The 14,308-nt window shown below is 63.9% G+C and carries 18 protein-coding genes; 11 read left to right on the top strand and 7 right to left on the bottom strand.

The annotated features are described in order from the left end of the window. The first annotated feature begins 133 nt into the window (after positions 1-133). The 3 genes from SO139_RS30045 (at position 134) to SO139_RS30035 (ending at position 2,127) form a co-directional block, all read left to right on the top strand. On the top strand, positions 134-535 hold the full coding sequence (locus tag SO139_RS30045; protein WP_449383202.1) for an Ohr family peroxiredoxin: 402 nt from the start codon (positions 134-136) through the stop codon (positions 533-535). 275 nt (positions 536-810) lie between these two features. Next, the gene (locus tag SO139_RS30040; protein ID WP_449383203.1) at positions 811-1,683 is read left to right on the top strand and encodes a GNAT family N-acetyltransferase; all 873 of its coding nucleotides are present in this window, start codon (positions 811-813) and stop codon (positions 1,681-1,683) included. Between the two features lie 57 nt (positions 1,684-1,740). Continuing rightward, positions 1,741-2,127 carry an ester cyclase gene (locus SO139_RS30035; RefSeq protein WP_449383204.1) on the top strand — a complete coding sequence of 129 codons (387 nt, stop codon included), beginning with the start codon at positions 1,741-1,743 and terminating at the stop codon, positions 2,125-2,127. Positions 2,128-2,149: 22 nt separating this feature from the next. Here the strand turns inward: SO139_RS30035 and SO139_RS30030 are convergent, their stop codons facing one another. After that, positions 2,150-3,370 carry an MFS transporter gene (locus SO139_RS30030; protein WP_449383205.1) on the bottom strand — a complete coding sequence of 407 codons (1,221 nt, stop codon included), beginning with the start codon at positions 3,368-3,370 and terminating at the stop codon, positions 2,150-2,152. 18 nt (positions 3,371-3,388) lie between these two features. Here SO139_RS30030 and SO139_RS30025 point away from each other — a divergent pair, with 18 nt between their 5' ends. Then, positions 3,389-4,060, top strand: coding sequence for an MAPEG family protein (locus SO139_RS30025; protein WP_449383206.1), 672 nt, complete (start codon positions 3,389-3,391; stop codon positions 4,058-4,060). Positions 4,061-4,382: 322 nt separating this feature from the next. Here SO139_RS30025 and SO139_RS30020 read toward each other — a convergent pair whose 3' ends face one another. From SO139_RS30020 to SO139_RS30010, 3 genes are all read right to left on the bottom strand, one after another. Beyond that, a complete protein-coding gene (locus SO139_RS30020) occupies positions 4,383-5,357 on the bottom strand; it encodes a zinc-binding alcohol dehydrogenase family protein (RefSeq protein ID WP_498541082.1) in 975 nt (324 codons plus the stop codon). A 64-nt stretch (positions 5,358-5,421) separates the two neighbouring features. Next, the gene (locus SO139_RS30015; RefSeq protein WP_449383208.1) at positions 5,422-6,276 is read right to left on the bottom strand and encodes an alpha/beta fold hydrolase; all 855 of its coding nucleotides are present in this window, start codon (positions 6,274-6,276) and stop codon (positions 5,422-5,424) included. 46 nt (positions 6,277-6,322) lie between these two features. Beyond that, the gene (locus tag SO139_RS30010) at positions 6,323-6,466 is read right to left on the bottom strand and encodes a VOC family protein (RefSeq protein ID WP_449383209.1); all 144 of its coding nucleotides are present in this window, start codon (positions 6,464-6,466) and stop codon (positions 6,323-6,325) included. A gap of 167 nt (positions 6,467-6,633) precedes the next feature. Here SO139_RS30010 and SO139_RS30005 point away from each other — a divergent pair, with 167 nt between their 5' ends. The 6 genes from SO139_RS30005 (at position 6,634) to SO139_RS29980 (ending at position 11,773) form a co-directional block, all read left to right on the top strand. Then, positions 6,634-7,254 carry a CGNR zinc finger domain-containing protein gene (locus tag SO139_RS30005; RefSeq protein WP_474797073.1) on the top strand — a complete coding sequence of 207 codons (621 nt, stop codon included), beginning with the start codon at positions 6,634-6,636 and terminating at the stop codon, positions 7,252-7,254. Positions 7,255-7,474: 220 nt separating this feature from the next. After that, complete coding sequence (glnH, locus tag SO139_RS30000) at positions 7,475-8,227, top strand: glutamine ABC transporter substrate-binding protein GlnH (protein ID WP_449384271.1); 753 nt, start codon at positions 7,475-7,477, stop codon at positions 8,225-8,227. Between the two features lie 183 nt (positions 8,228-8,410). After that, a complete protein-coding gene (glnP, locus tag SO139_RS29995; RefSeq protein WP_474797070.1) occupies positions 8,411-9,067 on the top strand; it encodes a glutamine ABC transporter permease GlnP in 657 nt (218 codons plus the stop codon). Beyond that, positions 9,064-9,792, top strand: a complete 729-nt coding sequence (gene glnQ, locus SO139_RS29990; RefSeq protein ID WP_498541081.1) for a glutamine ABC transporter ATP-binding protein GlnQ — start codon at positions 9,064-9,066, stop codon at positions 9,790-9,792. Before glnP ends, glnQ begins: the two co-directional genes overlap by 4 nt. Further along, positions 9,782-10,840, top strand: a complete 1,059-nt coding sequence (locus tag SO139_RS29985) for a C45 family autoproteolytic acyltransferase/hydrolase (RefSeq protein ID WP_449384274.1) — start codon at positions 9,782-9,784, stop codon at positions 10,838-10,840. Before glnQ ends, SO139_RS29985 begins: the two co-directional genes overlap by 11 nt. Positions 10,841-10,855: 15 nt before the next feature. After that, positions 10,856-11,773, top strand: coding sequence for a MurR/RpiR family transcriptional regulator (locus SO139_RS29980; protein WP_449384275.1), 918 nt, complete (start codon positions 10,856-10,858; stop codon positions 11,771-11,773). Between the two features lie 83 nt (positions 11,774-11,856). Here SO139_RS29980 and SO139_RS29975 read toward each other — a convergent pair whose 3' ends face one another. Genes SO139_RS29975 through SO139_RS29965 form a run of 3 tightly spaced genes read right to left on the bottom strand, consistent with a single transcriptional unit; the run spans position 11,857 to position 13,213 of the window. Beyond that, positions 11,857-12,381: a DUF8737 domain-containing protein gene (locus SO139_RS29975; RefSeq protein ID WP_498541080.1), complete on the bottom strand. Its 525-nt coding sequence runs from the start codon at positions 12,379-12,381 to the stop codon at positions 11,857-11,859. An 11-nt stretch (positions 12,382-12,392) separates the two neighbouring features. Further along, positions 12,393-12,794: a hypothetical protein gene (locus tag SO139_RS29970; RefSeq protein WP_498541079.1), complete on the bottom strand. Its 402-nt coding sequence runs from the start codon at positions 12,792-12,794 to the stop codon at positions 12,393-12,395. Beyond that, positions 12,791-13,213 (bottom strand): SAM-dependent methyltransferase, encoded by a 423-nt coding sequence (locus SO139_RS29965; protein ID WP_498541078.1) that lies wholly within the window; start codon positions 13,211-13,213, stop codon positions 12,791-12,793. Before SO139_RS29965 ends, SO139_RS29970 begins: the two co-directional genes overlap by 4 nt. An 87-nt stretch (positions 13,214-13,300) precedes the next feature. Here SO139_RS29965 and SO139_RS29960 point away from each other — a divergent pair, with 87 nt between their 5' ends. Further along, entirely contained in the window at positions 13,301-14,275 is a 975-nt protein-coding gene (locus tag SO139_RS29960; protein WP_449384277.1) for a LysR family transcriptional regulator, read from the top strand. The last annotated feature ends 33 nt before the right edge of the window (positions 14,276-14,308 follow it).

Here is a 14,308-nt window from a genome sequence, read left to right as displayed (position 1 = left end):
TCGTGATGCAGCGACCAATATAAATCGCATCCGATTAAATCGGAAGAGCTTGACTTCGCATCAGGGTAGCTTTATTTCGAATCGCATCCGATTAATTCGGATACGAGCAATATCTCACCGAAAGGACTCCACCATGACCACCCCCGCAAAGCTTCTCTTCACCGGCAAGACCCACGTCACCGCTGGCGCAGAAGGCGCCGCGCGCTCCCGTGACGGCTTTCTCGACATCAAGCTGCCGCAGCCGCACCCGGCCGCCGAAAATCTTTTCGCCGCCGCCTGGTCGGCCTGCTACCTCGGCGCGCTGCAGTTCGCGGCCCAGCAGCATAAGGTGAAGCTGTCGGGCGAGCCCGCGGTGGATGCCGAGATTGACCTGAACAATGCGGGCGGCTCGTTCTTTCTCCGCGCGCGCCTCAACGTCAGCGTCCCCGGCGTCGACCGCGCGGTCGCGCAGGAGCTGATCGAAGCGGCGCACGGCATCTGCCCCTACTCCAAGGCCGTCCACGGCAACATCGAAGTGACCACCACCCTCGCCTGAAACCTACGCCTCCACGGCGCGGCCGAGCATGGGCTCGGCCCGCGCGGTGCGATCCATCGGGACAAAGGAGTTGATCGTGAGTCATCGTCTTTCGAGAACCGCACGCGTGCTGGCGAGCGCAGTGCTTCTCTCCGGAAACCTTCTCACGCTGCCGGCCGCAGCCCAGCCGCAAGGCTGTCACTATGTCGTCGAGAAACAAGTCGTTGCTGACGCCGGTGACGCAAAAGTGCTAGCCCCGATTGACTTCAGAATATTATCTGACTAAAGTCAGATACATGCTCGATCCCGTTTCCCGTATCCGTCGCTTCAACCGCGCCGTCACCTCTGCAGTCGGCGCGCTCGATACCTCCTTCCTCGGCCGCGGCCGCCCCCTGGGCGCGGCGCGCGTGCTCAATGCGATCGGGCACGGGCGCGAGGACGTCGCCGAGATCCGCGACTATCTCGGCCTCGATTCCGGCCTGATGAGCCGCCTGCTACGCAGTCTCGAGGAGGAAGGGATGATCGAGACGAGCCCGCATGAGGACGACGCGCGACGCCGCGTCGCCCGGCTGACACGTGCGGGCCGGCGCGAGTTCAATGCTTATGAGGCGCTCTCGAACGCGCAGGCCGAGGCCCTGCTCGCCCACCATTCGCAGGCGGACGCCCTGCTGGCGGCGATGGACATGATCGGTTCTGCGCTTGGACAGAGCCACACCACGCTGACGGAAATGAACCCGCGCGGCGATGAGGCGCGTTATTGCCTCGGCGAGTACTACGCCGAGCTCGCGCGCCGCTTCAAACAGGGCTTTGACGTCAAGCTGTCGCGCGACCCCGAGGCCAAGGACATGGTGCGCCCGCACGGCACCTTCATCGTGGCGATGTCGGATCGCTTGCCGATCGGGTGCGTCGGGCTGAAGGGAACGGACCATGGCTTCGCAGAAATCAAGCGGCTATGGGTCTCCCCGTCCGCGCGCGGTCTGGGGCTCGGCCGGCGCCTGATGGAAGCGGCCGAGAGCGCCGCGCGCGAGCTCGGCATCGCCGTGCTGCGGCTCGACACCAACAGCGCGCTACCGGAAGCGGGCCAGCTCTACCGCAGGACCGGCTGGAGCGAGATCCCGCGCTTCAACGACGACCCCTACCCCGATTTGTTCTTCGAAAAGCGTCTCTAAACGGAGTGCCGGTTTTGGCTCCTGCTGCGTTATCGTCACAGCCGCAGGAGCATCGCCATGACCAGGGCGCACCTCGCAGATATTTACCGCAGCTACATCGCCTGTCTGAACCGGCAGGACTGGCCGGCGCTCGGACAATTCGTTCACGATAACGTCTCCCACAACGCGAAGACGCTTGGGCTCGCCGGCTACCGCGCGATGCTGGAGCAGGATTTTCGTGAGATTCCGGATCTGCATTTCAATATCGAGTTGCTGATTTGCGATCCGCCACACATCGCCTGTCGGCTGACATTCGATTGCACGCCGGTGAGGACTTTTCTTGGGCTCGGCGTCAACGGCAAGCGCGTGTCCTTCTGCGAGAACGTCTTCTACGAATTCAGAGACGAGAAGATTTGGCAGGTCTGGTCGGTCGTCGACAAGGCGGCCATCGAGGCGCAGCTCTAGCGCCGCGCCTCGGCGGCCTCTCTCACGCCGTTGCCGGTGCAGGCTCCCCTTGCGGTTTTGCAAACGGCTTGAACGTCATCGACATCAAAAACGCGCCGAGGCCCATCGCCCAGGAGCCTATATAGAGCCAGGCGTAGCTCGAAAACGCATCGTAGATCAGGCCGCCGGCGAGCGGGCCGGTCGCCATGCCGAGGCTGCCGGCCATCGCCGTGCCGCCGATCACCGTCCCCATCATGCGCAGCGGAAAGTTTTCACGGGCGAGCGAGGCGTACAGCGGCATGGTGCCGGCATAGATGAAGCCGAACACGGCGGCGACCGCGTAGAAGGTCGCGAGCTGATGCGCGAAGACGTAGGCGAGCGCGCCGAAGGCTTGCGCAAGCAGGCCCGAGACCAGCACGCGCTTGGCGCCGAAGCGGTCCCCCATGAGACCGAAGGCGATCCGGCCGCCCATGCCCGCAAAGCCCTCGACGCTGTAGATCGTCACCGCCGAGATCAGCGGGATGCCGCAGCTCACGGCATAGCTGACGGTGTGGATGATGGGGCCGGAGTGCGTCGCGCAGCAGAAGAAGTTGGTCGCGATCAGGATCAGGAATTGCGGCGAGCGCAGCGCTTCCGACAGCGACATCTCGGCTTGCGGCGCCCCCGCACCGGACGTTGCGGCCTGCGGGTTCGCCAGCGTCGGCGGACGGCGCACCAGCAGCGAGACCGGGATCATGATGGCGCCGACCACCAGCGCCACGAGCTGCATCGACGTGCGCCAGTCATGGTTGGAAACGAGCCAGGCCGCGAGCGGCGACATCGTCATCGGCGCCATGCCCATGCCGGCCGAGACCAACGAGACCGCAAGGCTGCGATGGGTGTCGAACCAGCCGGTGACGGTCGCCATCATCGGCGCGAAGATCGCTGCGCAGGATGCGCCGACCAAGAGGCCAAAGACGAACTGGAACGCAATCAGCGAGGTTGCGTGGCTCGCGAGAAACAGGCTCAAAGCCAGCACCGTCGACCCCGTCAGCACCACCGGCAGCGGGCCGAACCGGTCGGTCAGCGTGCCCCAGGCCATGCTGGTGAAGGCCATCGCGAGAAAGCCGATCGTCATCGCGCTTGAGATGCCCGTCACCGACCACCCGGTGTCCTTCGCGATCGGCTGCAGGAACACCGGCAACGAAAACATGCCGCCGATCGCGACGCAGCCAAGCAGGCCGCCGGCGGCGACGATCACCCAGCGATAGTTGGAAGGGGTCATCTTGGGTCTCCCATACAGATGTCTCTGGATGAAGACGAACAGGCCGAGTGCGATCCGACAGGATCACCATCCATACTAACGAAATTTCTTGCGGGGCTGGAACCGCTTTACGCGGTCAACGCGTGCTGCTCCTGCTGTCGCCTGCTGCCAATGTGCGGCCGTGCGCCTCCCCCAAGTAGCGAGCCCCGCAACACAACGTGCAATGGCGGCTTGTGTCAAAACAATCTCACCTCCATTCTGCGCGCCGCTGAAATCCCGCCGCTTTTTTGGGAAGAGGACTTATGGATGGGAATGAACTTCGAGCTAATGCTACTGACAGCCGCGAGTGTTTGGGGTCTTCTCCAGCTTGTTGCTGCCGCGCAAGCCGCAAACGCGCAGTATGGCCTCACATGGGCCGCGAGCCCGCGCGACATCGAGATGCCGCCACTCAAGCCCATCGCCGGGCGCATCAACCGCAATTTCCGCAATTACATGGAGACGTTTCCGTTCTTTGCGGCGTCGATTCTCGCCGCTCAGGCGGCAGGCGTTCACAACGAGCTGACCCTTTGGGGATCGATAGCCTATCTCGGCGGACGCATCGCTTACACCGCGCTCTACATCTGCGGAATACCGCTGATCCGCTCGCTGTTCTGGAACATCGCCGCCTTTGGCATGCTCGCGGTTCTGGCCGCGCCCTTCGTGTCGCGCTGAGAGGCCCCGGGCAGCTCTCATGCCCAAGCCTGCAAGGAGCCATTGACGGCAATACTCAGGCCTTCGTCCGCGCCTGCCCGAACCATTCGTCGAGACTGATGCGACCGAGACGGGCCTCGCCCAGCGGCACCAGAGAATGCTGCTCGACCTTGCCGCCCAAATATCGCGCGCGGGACCCGCAAACAAAAAACTCGAAAACAACCCCATGCAAAGTAGCCGGGCTGCCGATGTGTTGCCTGACGAAGCCGGGGAGCGATTTGAGACGTCGGGCAAAATCACCGGCACGATGTCACCATCCAGCGCGAGCCGGATCGCCGTGGTGTCAGTCGTGGACCACGACCATTTTGCCGCGCGCCTCATTGGCCTCCATGACGCGGTGCGCCTCTCGGATCTCGCCGAAGCGGAAGACGCGGGCCGGCTTGACGTCGAGCCGACCTTCGGCTGCGTCCTGCGCGATCTGTTGAAGCGGCACGTCCGACAGCGGGAAGCCCGGCGTGCCAAACACAAAGCTGCCGAAGAAGGTGAGGTAGACGCCGCTCGTCATCTGCAGCAGCGGATTGAAGTCCGGGATCGGATCGAGGCCGCCGAGCCAGCCGGCCAGGCACGAACGGCCGCCGCGACGAAGCATGGCAAGGGAATCCAGCACGACGCTGTTTCCGACGAGATCGAGCACCGCATCGATCTGTTTTGCCTCGGCGATGTGCTTCGAAAGGTCGGGGCGGTCGATTTCGCAGCGCTCGGCGCCGAGCTTCTCCAGCAGCGCGAAACGATCACGGCTGCGGGTGGTCGCGATCACGCGAACCCCGGCATTGACCGCCATCTTGAGAGCGGCCTGGCCGAAGGACGATGTCGCGCCGCGAATGACGAGGAGCTGTCCTTTCCTGATCTCCAGATTGCGGAACAGGCAGGTCCAGGCCGTGGCGTAGGTCTCGGGAAACGCCGCCAGCTCAGCCCACGGCAGGTCCGCCTCGATCAGCGCGACATTCGACACGGGAACGCGGGTATATTCGGCGTAGCTGCCGTTGATGGTACGGCCAAGACCGCCCATCAGTGCTGCGACCTTCGCGCCGACCGGAAACTCGCCGCCGGGGCAGGATTTCACCAGGCCCACACATTCGATGCCGCTCACTGGCGCTGCCTCCGCCCATTCGCCACGACGCATGTGCAGCTCCGCATGGTTGAGGCCGAACGCCTTGATCTCGATGACGACGTGACCGAGCTTGGGCTCCGGCTCGGGGATGTCCTTGTAGACGAGGCTGTCGAGGCCGCCGAATTTGTCGAGGACAATGGCACGCATGTTGATGTCTCCGTGGGTTGGATGCCATGCCCGCTCGCGCGGCGCGGCAAGCGCGGGTGCGATGTCAGCGGGGAAGGAACTCGCGGATCACAGCAGCGATCTCGGCGGCGTGTGTCTCCAGCGCGAAATGGCCGGTGTCGAAGAAACGCACCGTTGCATTCGGCATGTCGCGCTTGAATGCCTCCGCTCCTGCCGGCAGGAAGAACGGATCGTTCTTGCCCCACACCGCCAGGAATGGCGGATTGTGGGTGCGGAAATAATTTTGGAAAGCCGGGTAGAGCGCAACGTTGCTCTTGTAGTCGCCGAATAGATCGAGCTGCACCTCGTCCGCGCCGGGCCGCGAAAGATAGTAGTTGTCGAGCGAATAGCCGTCCGGCGAGACCCTGGTCGCATCGGGGACGCCGTGGGTGTATTGCCAGATCGTCGTCTCCGGCTTGAGGAAGGCGCGTAACGCCTGCCGGTTTTCCTCCGACGCATCCTGCCAATAGGCCCGGATCGGATTCCAGCCGTCGCTCAAGCCCTCCTCGTAGGCGTTGCCGTTCTGCGAGATGATTGCCGTGATGCGCTCCGGATGTTTTGCAGCGATGCGAAAGCCCGTGGGCGCACCGTAGTCGAAGACATAGAGCGCAAAGCGCTCCAGGCCGATCACCTCGGTGAAGCGGTCGATGATCTCGGCAATATGATCGAATGTGTACGCGAACATGCCGCGCGCCAGCTTGTCCGACTGTCCGAAGCCGGGCAGATCGGGAGCCACGATGTGAAAGCGATCGGCGAGCAGCGGGATGAGATCGCGGAACATGTGACCAGCGCTGGGGAAGCCGTGCAGCAGCAGCAGCGTCGGCGCATCCGCACGCCCGGCTTCACGATAGAAGATCTTCCAGCCGTCGACGTCAGCAGTGCGATAGTTGATGGCAGCCACGAGCTTTCTCCTCCGTTACATAACTTTCTAAAACCTAACTTACAGGTTACACGCTGAACGTGCCGTCCACTTGGCCGTGGCGACCGCTACGCCATGGAATACGGTCATGGAGCCGACGAACTTTGCCCATCCCCAATCGCATGAACTCTGTTTCGCAGGCGATCAACACGTTCAAATCTTTCAGGCGCATCGCCCTCTCCGTCCAGAGCATTCCCGCGCTCGTAACCTCTTTGATAACTACAATACGGTTACTCTTGGCTGGCGTAACTTGTCAACGACCAACAAAGCGGTTATCTATGGAGCAGCGTTCACGGTTGGGTGATGGAATTGGGACAGCGCCGGGAACAGGAGTCTTCGATGAACCAACATCCTCCCGCGATCTTCATCGGCGATGCGCCCGGTCTGGATTTCCTGAATTCGATCGCCACTCCGGTCGATACGCCCTTCGACTGGATCGACAATGGCGAGGGCCTGCTGAACTGGCTCGGGCAGGCACAGCTTGTGCCTGCAGATGCGCTTGGAAGCATTCGCTCGCAGGCGCTGCCCGGCGAGCTGGACAAGGTCGCAGATCAGGCGCGGAGCCTGCGAGAGTGGTTCCGAGGCGTCGTGCGCAAGCATAAGGGCCGTCCCCTGACCGCAAAGACTCTCGCCGAACTCGAACCGCTCAATCGACTGCTGGAGCGGGATGATTGCTTCAACCGCATCGTGGCCGCGCCGAAGGGCGCACCGTCGCCCCTCCAGCGGCAATCGATCCGCCGATGGCGCACGCCCGAAGCCCTTCTCGCCCCCATTGGAGAGGCACTGGCACAATTCGTCTGCGTGGAAGATTTTTCAAACGTGAAGGCCTGCGAAGGACCAGCCTGCACGCTGCTCTTCGCCGACCACACCCGTGGTCATCGGCGACGCTGGTGCAGCATGGCCATCTGTGGCAATCGCGCCAAACAGGCCGCTCACCGTCAGCGGGTCAGGGCGCAGTAGGCCGCACCAAGTGCCCTCGATGCCGCGTGCCTCGATCACTCGCACTCAACCATCCGGAACCCAACCGGGGTTCCGTCCAAGGTGCCCCGCCCCGGGGATCAAGCGCCACTTGATTGTGCAAATATTAAATGCATTGTACAAAAAGATGCACTTTAAATTTTCATATTTTGTGCGACGATGTGGGGGTTCTGTGGCAATCCCAGCAAAGGGGACCCCCCAAATGAAGTTCGCGCTTGCCAGCCTGACCGCCGCCGCGGCTGTCGCGGCAACCCTGGCCCTCGGCCAGCCTGCTCGTGCCGGCGACCTGATCGTCGCAACCGACACGGCCTTCGTTCCGTTCGAGTTCAAGGAGGGCGACAAGTATGTCGGCTTCGACATCGACCTGTGGGCCGCCATCGCCAAGGATATCGGCGTGACCTACACGCTGCAGCCGATGGACTTCAACGGCATCATCCCGGCGCTGCAGACCAAGCAGGTCGACGTCGGACTGGCCGGCATCACCATCAAGGACGAGCGCAAGAAGGTCATCGACTTTTCGGACGGCTATTACGACAGCGGCTTCCTGCTGATGGTGCCGACCAACAGCACGATCAAAGGTCCGGAAGACCTTGTCGGCAAGACGCTGGCCGTGAAGACCGGCACGTCGGCAACCGACTACGCCAAGGAGCACTTCAAGGGGACGGAGCTCCGCCTCTTCCCCAACAGCGACAACGCCTATCTCGAAGTCGCGACCGGACGCGCGGACGCCGCGATGCACGACACCCCCAACGTCCTCTACTACATCAAGACCAACGGCCAGGGGAAAGTGAAGACCGTAGGTCCCCAGATGATGGCCCAGCAATATGGCATGGCCTTCCCGAAGGGCAGCGAGCTCATCGCCAAGGTCAACGCCTCGCTGGTCAAGCTGAAGGGCGACGGCACCTACACAGCCATCTACAAGAAGTGGTTCGGCGCCGAGCCGCCGAAGAGCTGATCCACGTTCCGTGGCGCGCGCGCTGGCCTAAAGCGCGATGAGATCAGGATAAATCGCCATCGCGCTTTAGGTTGTTGTTTGAGCGTGATCTTTTCGGAAAACCGCTTCGCACTTTGCGCTAACGCGGCCCTCCGGGTCCGGATCATGCTTTAGCCGGCGCGCCTTCCCTAGAGGAATGCTCTCATGGATTTCGAGTGGTCGGTTATCTGGCAGGCCCTGCCTGAGCTCCTGAAGGGTGCCCGCCTCACCGTGCTGATCGCGCTGGCGGGGCTCGCCGGCGGACTGCTGATCGGCTTTGCCGCCGGCCTGGCGCGCGCCTACGGCAATGCTATCCTCAACGCCATAGCCTTCGCCTATGTCGAGCTCATACGCGGCACGCCGATCATCGTGCAGGTGATGTTCATCTATTTCGCACTGCCGATTCTCGCGAATGTCCGCATTTACCCGCTCGCGGCGGCGATCATGGCCATCATCGTCAACGCCGGAGCCTATATCGCCGAGATCGTGCGCGGCTCGTTTCTCTCCGTCCATAAAGGACTGCGGGAAGCCGGTCTGGCGCTCGGCCTGCCGCTCTGGAAGGTGCTTCTCTACATCATCGGCCCGCTCGCCTTCCGCCGCATGATTCCGGCGCTCGGCAACCAGTTCATCGTCAGCCTGAAGGATACGTCGCTCTTCATCGTCATCGGTGTCGGCGAACTCACGCGGCAAGGCCAGGAAATCATGGCGGCCAACTTTCGCGCCGTCGAAATCTGGTCCGCCGTGGCGATGTTCTACCTGATCATGACCGGCGCGCTGACGCTTATCCTCCGGATGACCGAAAAGAGGATGCGCATCCTGTGAGCATCGTGGAGTTCAAGAAAGTCACCAAGCGGTTCGGCCAGGTCACGATCCTCAACGAGGTCGACCTCTCGATAGAGGCCGGCGAGAAGGTCGTGCTGATCGGTCCCTCCGGTTCCGGCAAGTCGACGCTGCTCCGCTGCATCAATGCGCTGGAGGAGATCAATGGCGGTGATCTCGTCGTCGACGGCATCAGCGTCAAGGCCGGCGGCCGCATGGTCCGCATGATCCGCCAGGAAGCCGGCATGGTCTTCCAGCAGTTCAACCTGTTTCCGCAAATGACGGCGCTCGAGAACGTCGCCTTCGGCCCGCGTCGCGTGCGCGGCGAGTCGCGGCAGGATACGCGAAAGCGGGCGCTGGAAATGCTCGCCAAGGTCGGCCTCGCCGACCGCGCTCATCACTATCCGAGCGAGCTTTCCGGCGGCCAGCAGCAGCGCGTCGCGATCGCCCGCGCGCTTGCCGTCAAGCCGAAGCTGATGTTGTTCGACGAGCCGACGTCCGCACTCGATCCGGAACTGCGGCATGAAGTGCTGCGCGTCATGCAGGCGCTGGCCGAGGAAGGCATGACCATGATCGTGGTCACCCACGAGATGGCCTTCGCCCGCAAGGTCGGCACCAGGCTGATCTTCATGGAAGGCGGCAAGATCGCCGTAGACGGCGAGCCACGGGAGCTGCTGGCCAACCCGCAAAACCCTCGCCTGAAAGAGTTTCTGCAACATGTCGTCTGACGCCGGCCGCCGGCTTTCCTTCATCGATGTCGCAGGGTCGCCATTTGATGTCGGCGCTGCCCTTGGGCGCTTCGGCCAAGCGGCGCTGCAGGACCATTTCCGTACCTCTGCTGCGTGGCGCGAGCTCACCACGCGCCGCGGCGATCCCTTGATCGGCGAGATGGCGGCCATCGTTCGGGAACGGTTTCCAAGATACTGGGCTGAGCTGCAGGGCCTCGCCGTCGGGCTGGCGCTGCCGTTCGACGACGTCTTCCTGTGGAACTGCCGCGGCGATATCTGGGCGATGGCGCCGGATGGCTGCACGACCGTGCAATTGCCCGGCTCTGCGCATGTGATCGGCCACAACGAGGATGGCGACCCGGATTTTGCCGGCCACTGCGCCCTCGCCCATCTTGCATCCGAAGGAGGCACGGCGTTCACCGCCTTTGTGTACCCGGGCTCGCTGCCGGGACACACATTTGCGGCCACATCGAAGGGGCTGGTCCAGACCGTCAACAACATCAGGCCGCTGGCCGGCGGCGCCGGCACGCCGCGCATGGTGCTGGCCCGCGCGATACTCGACGCAGCGGACCTCGACGCGGCGCTCACCGTGCTCAAATCCGCGCCGCGCGCCGGCGCATTTCACCTGACTTTGGCGCAAGCCGGGGACGAGCGGCTTCTCAGCGTCGAGTTCACCGCCCGGGCCCTGTCGGTCGATCGGGTCCGGGCACCGCGAGTCCATTCGAATCATCTGATCCATGCCGACACCGGGCGCATGTCGCAGATCGTCACCGGTTCGTCCGGCGTGCGACAACGGCGCGGCGAGATGCTGCTCGGCCAGACGCACCCGTCGGACCCGCAGGGCCGCGCGCTCGGCATATTGTGGGACGCAGCCGACGCGGAATTGCCGATCTACCGCACGGATCCGGCCGACAGCGACGTCGAGAACACGCTCGCAAGCGCCGTCTTCCGGGTCGGGGCTGACAAGGTCGAGTGGTCTGTCTACGATGGAGTGCACGAAGCAGCTCGCTTCGATATGCGGGATGGGCTGGTGCCTTTCGCGGCGTGAACAGGATCTAAGGTGATGCCAGAGGAAGCCGTCGCGGAGCCGCCGCGCACCATCGAGGATCTCAGGGCACTCGCGCTCTCGATCGGCCGCGACGAGGCAGGCTTCTCGCTCGGCGCCAAAGCGCATGATGTCTTCGCAAAGCTGGTGGAAGCGCCGGAACAGTCGGCGGTTCGCTCGATCTCGGAGCTTGCCGATCAGTTCGGCATCAATCCGTCGACGCTGACCAGGCTGGCGAAACGTCTCGGCTTCGAAGGCTTCAGCGACTTCCAGGCGGTCTTCCGCAAGGCCATCGCCAACGAGCAGCAGTATTTCTATAGCCGCCAGGCCGGCCGGCTCATGGCCGCGCCGTCCGTCGGCAATGCCGAAGTCCAGACGTTCGAGCAGCTGGCCCGGGAGACGGCAGCAAATGTCGACGGATTTCTCGGACAGCTGGACGGAGCCGCTCTGCAAGGGGCTGTGAGGCTCCTGGCGAGCGCCCGCCGTATTCGTGTCCATGGCGTTCGCCAATTCCATTCGCTGGCGAGCTTTCTCACCTATTGCCTGGGAATGGTGCGCTCGGACGTCGCGCTGCTCGACGCGCCGCGCCTCGGCGTCGCCGAGGCATTGTCACAGCTCGACCGGGGCGACGTCGTCATCGTCGCCAGCTGCGCGCCCTATACGCGCAGCGTCGCGGAGGTGGCCCGGGTCGCGGCGTCGAACGGCCAGACGGTCATGGCGATTACGGATTCCCGCTCGTCACCGCTCGTTCCTCCCGCCGAGCATGCCTTTTTCATCCCCCACGCCAGCAGCTTCTATTCGAACAGCATGGGCGCCTATGTCGTCTTCTGTGAGGCGCTGCTCAACCTCGTCGCGAGAGAATTGGGTGACAAGGCGTTGAACTCCCTGGCGGGGCGCGAGCGGCTGATCGCGGAGATGAACATAGAGGTCGGCTGACCCGCGCGCCTGCTACCGCCTATTGCCCTCGCGCGATGCCGCCGTGCCGAAGGTGCCGGAATGGCATTCGGGCCAGCGAGCACTCAACTCGCTCTTGCGGCATCACCCTGAAGCACCGCCAGCGGCCCGCGAGAACGCGCCATCAGATAGAACGCGGCCACGTGCGTGATCATGAGCAGGGGCACATAGATGATCGGGATCGCGTAGACAGCGCCCAGCTCTCCCGCAAGCGGCGCAAGGCCAAGTTGATTGCCGTGATAATAGTCGACGAGGATATCGCCTGCCCCCAGGAGATTGAACGCGACGACGAACAACCAGAACAGGGGCTGCACCCGCACCGTGAGAAGCGCCAGCATCGCCAGAAGTCCGGTCACGAAGTCGAAATAGGCGGCGAAGCTGGCGAAGCCGGCGGGCAGATTCGGCCCGACCACGCCGGGGATCAGGAAGACCAGCCCGAAGAAGCGGAAGCTGTGCAGAGTGGCGATGACGCGCTGCGCCTCGACCGGCTCCATCGATTTGAGCCAGGGCCAGCCGTACGCAAAGAAGCAGAGCAGCCACGGGACGTAGCCGAGAACGAGATGAATCTGGAAGATGGTTGCGGTCGACATCTGGTGTCTCCTCAGACGGCGGTGGATGCGGCTTCGAACACCGCGGTCAGAATGCCGAGCCGGCCCTCCAGGAGATTTCGTCCGAGATTGGCCGAGAGCTGGGCAAAGTCCGGCCCCATCACCACGCCGAGATTGGGTGACGGCTGCGGTCCGGACGCGCGAAGCTGGGTGACCCAGGCCTTGGCGGCCTCGCTGTCGTCCTGAAAGACCAGCGTGCGAAAGCCGGCTGCCTCGACCGCCTCGCGCGTGGCTGCGGCCGACAGCAGAAAGCTCGTCGCCGGCGTTCGCGCCCACGGCACCGGATAAAGCGGCTCGCCGCCGGCCAAGACGACGTCGTAGGTCGCAAATCTGTCGCCCACCTTCAGCACGCGCCGGATTTCACGATAGAGTCGTGCCCGGTCCGGAATGTTCATGGCGACATGCTGGAGCCAAAGCGACCGTTGTCGAACGGCAGCGCGAACGCGCTTGCCGTCTCGAACGTCACACGCTCGCTCAAGCCCGTGCGCGCGGTCAGGTAGCGCGCGGCTTCGACGAAGGGATCGCTGAGATCGACGCCAGTCACCCGGCAGCCATGGGTCGACGCGAGAAAGCGTGCCGGCCCGCCAACACCCGAGCCGACATCGAGAACCAACGTGTCCGCGGTGACCCCGGCGAGCCTGGCAAGGTCGTCGGTCGCCGCGAGGCCGCGGGTGTGGAACTGGTCGAGAGCCGCGAGTTGCTGGGGCGCGAGCCGCTGATCCTCCGGCCCAAAGGCCGAGAGCGCAGCTTTCAGCCGCCCGGTCAGGCCGTTCGCCGCATAGTGGTCACGCACGCCGTCGATGACATCGGTCATTTGCAGGACTCCATGAAAGCTTCAGGTCTCGGCGCATAGATAGGGCCTCTTCCGGCCAGCAACTATCCGCGATAATCTCGACAGGCCATGAAGCAGAACTTCACAATCAGGCAGAGTGCACTCGACGGCGTCGAGGCCTTCCTCGCCGTGGCCCAGCACCGCAATTTTCGCCGCGCCGCCGCCGAACTCGCCGTGACGCCGTCGGCGGTCAGCCAAGCGGTGCGCACCCTCGAAGCGCGTATTGGCGCTGCGCTGTTCATCCGCACGACGCGCAGTGTCGGCTTGACCGAGGCCGGCAAGCGTTTCCTGTCGCGCGCAAAGCCTGCCTTCGCGGAGCTGATTGCCGCGAGCGAAGCTGCGCGCGACCTTGGACAGCGGCCGGCCGGGCTGCTCCGCCTCGCCGTTCCCCGCTCGGTCGTGCCGCTGATCCTGGAGCCGGTGATCGCCGCGTTCTGCCGCGCCTATCCCGAGATAGAGGTGGAGATCGCCGCCAGCGAGGAGATGGTCGATCTTGCCGCTGGAGGATTCGATGCCGGCATCCGACTCGGCCAGCTCATCGCGCCCGACATGATCGCGGTGCGGCTGACACAGCCGTTCCCGTTCATGGTCGTCGGCAGCCCCGATTATTTGCGCGGGCGAAAGAAACCGGCGGCAGTAGATGATCTTCGCGAGCACGCGTGCCTCCGCCTGCGCCGCGCGAACGGATCGATCGCGCCCTGGCCGTTCGTTGACGGCAACAAGGCGATCGAGGCGATCGTATCGGGGCCGCTCATCGGGCACGACTATGTCACGCTGCTCGGCGCCGCGATCCAGGGCGTCGGGCTCGCACAGGTGCCCGGCCCGCTCGCGAGAGCGCCGATTGCCGATGGCCGGTTGCAAGCGCTGCTGACGCCCTATGCCGTCACCGGGCCAGGCGTCTTTCTGTACTACCCGGGGAAACGTCAGGCGTTGCCAAAACTGCGCGCGTTCATCGAGCACGTCAAATACCGTGGAGCCGATAAACCCCAAGGCGGAACGAACGCCCGCGGAGTCCGCAAGCGCAACGGTGCGAGCAGCGCTTGACGGCATCACTTCGGAACCCGCACCGTCAGGAGA

Source organism: Bradyrhizobium sp. UFLA05-89 (assembly GCF_059803475.1).
This window is presented reverse-complemented; position numbering and strand designations above follow the sequence as displayed.

Coding starts and splice junctions, on each gene's coding strand:
- SO139_RS29985 (WP_449384274.1), top strand. CDS start 9,782: ATGTCGTCTGACGCCGGCCGCCGGCTTTCCTTCATCGATGTCGCAGGG.
- glnP (WP_474797070.1), top strand. CDS start 8,411: ATGGATTTCGAGTGGTCGGTTATCTGGCAGGCCCTGCCTGAGCTCCTG.
- SO139_RS30035 (WP_449383204.1), top strand. CDS start 1,741: ATGACCAGGGCGCACCTCGCAGATATTTACCGCAGCTACATCGCCTGT.
- SO139_RS30040 (WP_449383203.1), top strand. CDS start 811: ATGCTCGATCCCGTTTCCCGTATCCGTCGCTTCAACCGCGCCGTCACC.
- SO139_RS29975 (WP_498541080.1), bottom strand. CDS start 12,381: ATGTCGACCGCAACCATCTTCCAGATTCATCTCGTTCTCGGCTACGTC.
- SO139_RS30005 (WP_474797073.1), top strand. CDS start 6,634: ATGAACCAACATCCTCCCGCGATCTTCATCGGCGATGCGCCCGGTCTG.
- SO139_RS30030 (WP_449383205.1), bottom strand. CDS start 3,370: ATGACCCCTTCCAACTATCGCTGGGTGATCGTCGCCGCCGGCGGCCTG.
- SO139_RS29980 (WP_449384275.1), top strand. CDS start 10,856: ATGCCAGAGGAAGCCGTCGCGGAGCCGCCGCGCACCATCGAGGATCTC.
- SO139_RS29970 (WP_498541079.1), bottom strand. CDS start 12,794: ATGAACATTCCGGACCGGGCACGACTCTATCGTGAAATCCGGCGCGTG.
- SO139_RS29965 (WP_498541078.1), bottom strand. CDS start 13,213: ATGACCGATGTCATCGACGGCGTGCGTGACCACTATGCGGCGAACGGC.
- SO139_RS30010 (WP_449383209.1), bottom strand. CDS start 6,466: ATGCGCCTGAAAGATTTGAACGTGTTGATCGCCTGCGAAACAGAGTTC.
- SO139_RS30025 (WP_449383206.1), top strand. CDS start 3,389: ATGTCTCTGGATGAAGACGAACAGGCCGAGTGCGATCCGACAGGATCA.
- SO139_RS30045 (WP_449383202.1), top strand. CDS start 134: ATGACCACCCCCGCAAAGCTTCTCTTCACCGGCAAGACCCACGTCACC.
- SO139_RS29960 (WP_449384277.1), top strand. CDS start 13,301: ATGAAGCAGAACTTCACAATCAGGCAGAGTGCACTCGACGGCGTCGAG.
- glnH (WP_449384271.1), top strand. CDS start 7,475: ATGAAGTTCGCGCTTGCCAGCCTGACCGCCGCCGCGGCTGTCGCGGCA.
- SO139_RS30020 (WP_498541082.1), bottom strand. CDS start 5,357: ATGCGTGCCATTGTCCTCGACAAATTCGGCGGCCTCGACAGCCTCGTC.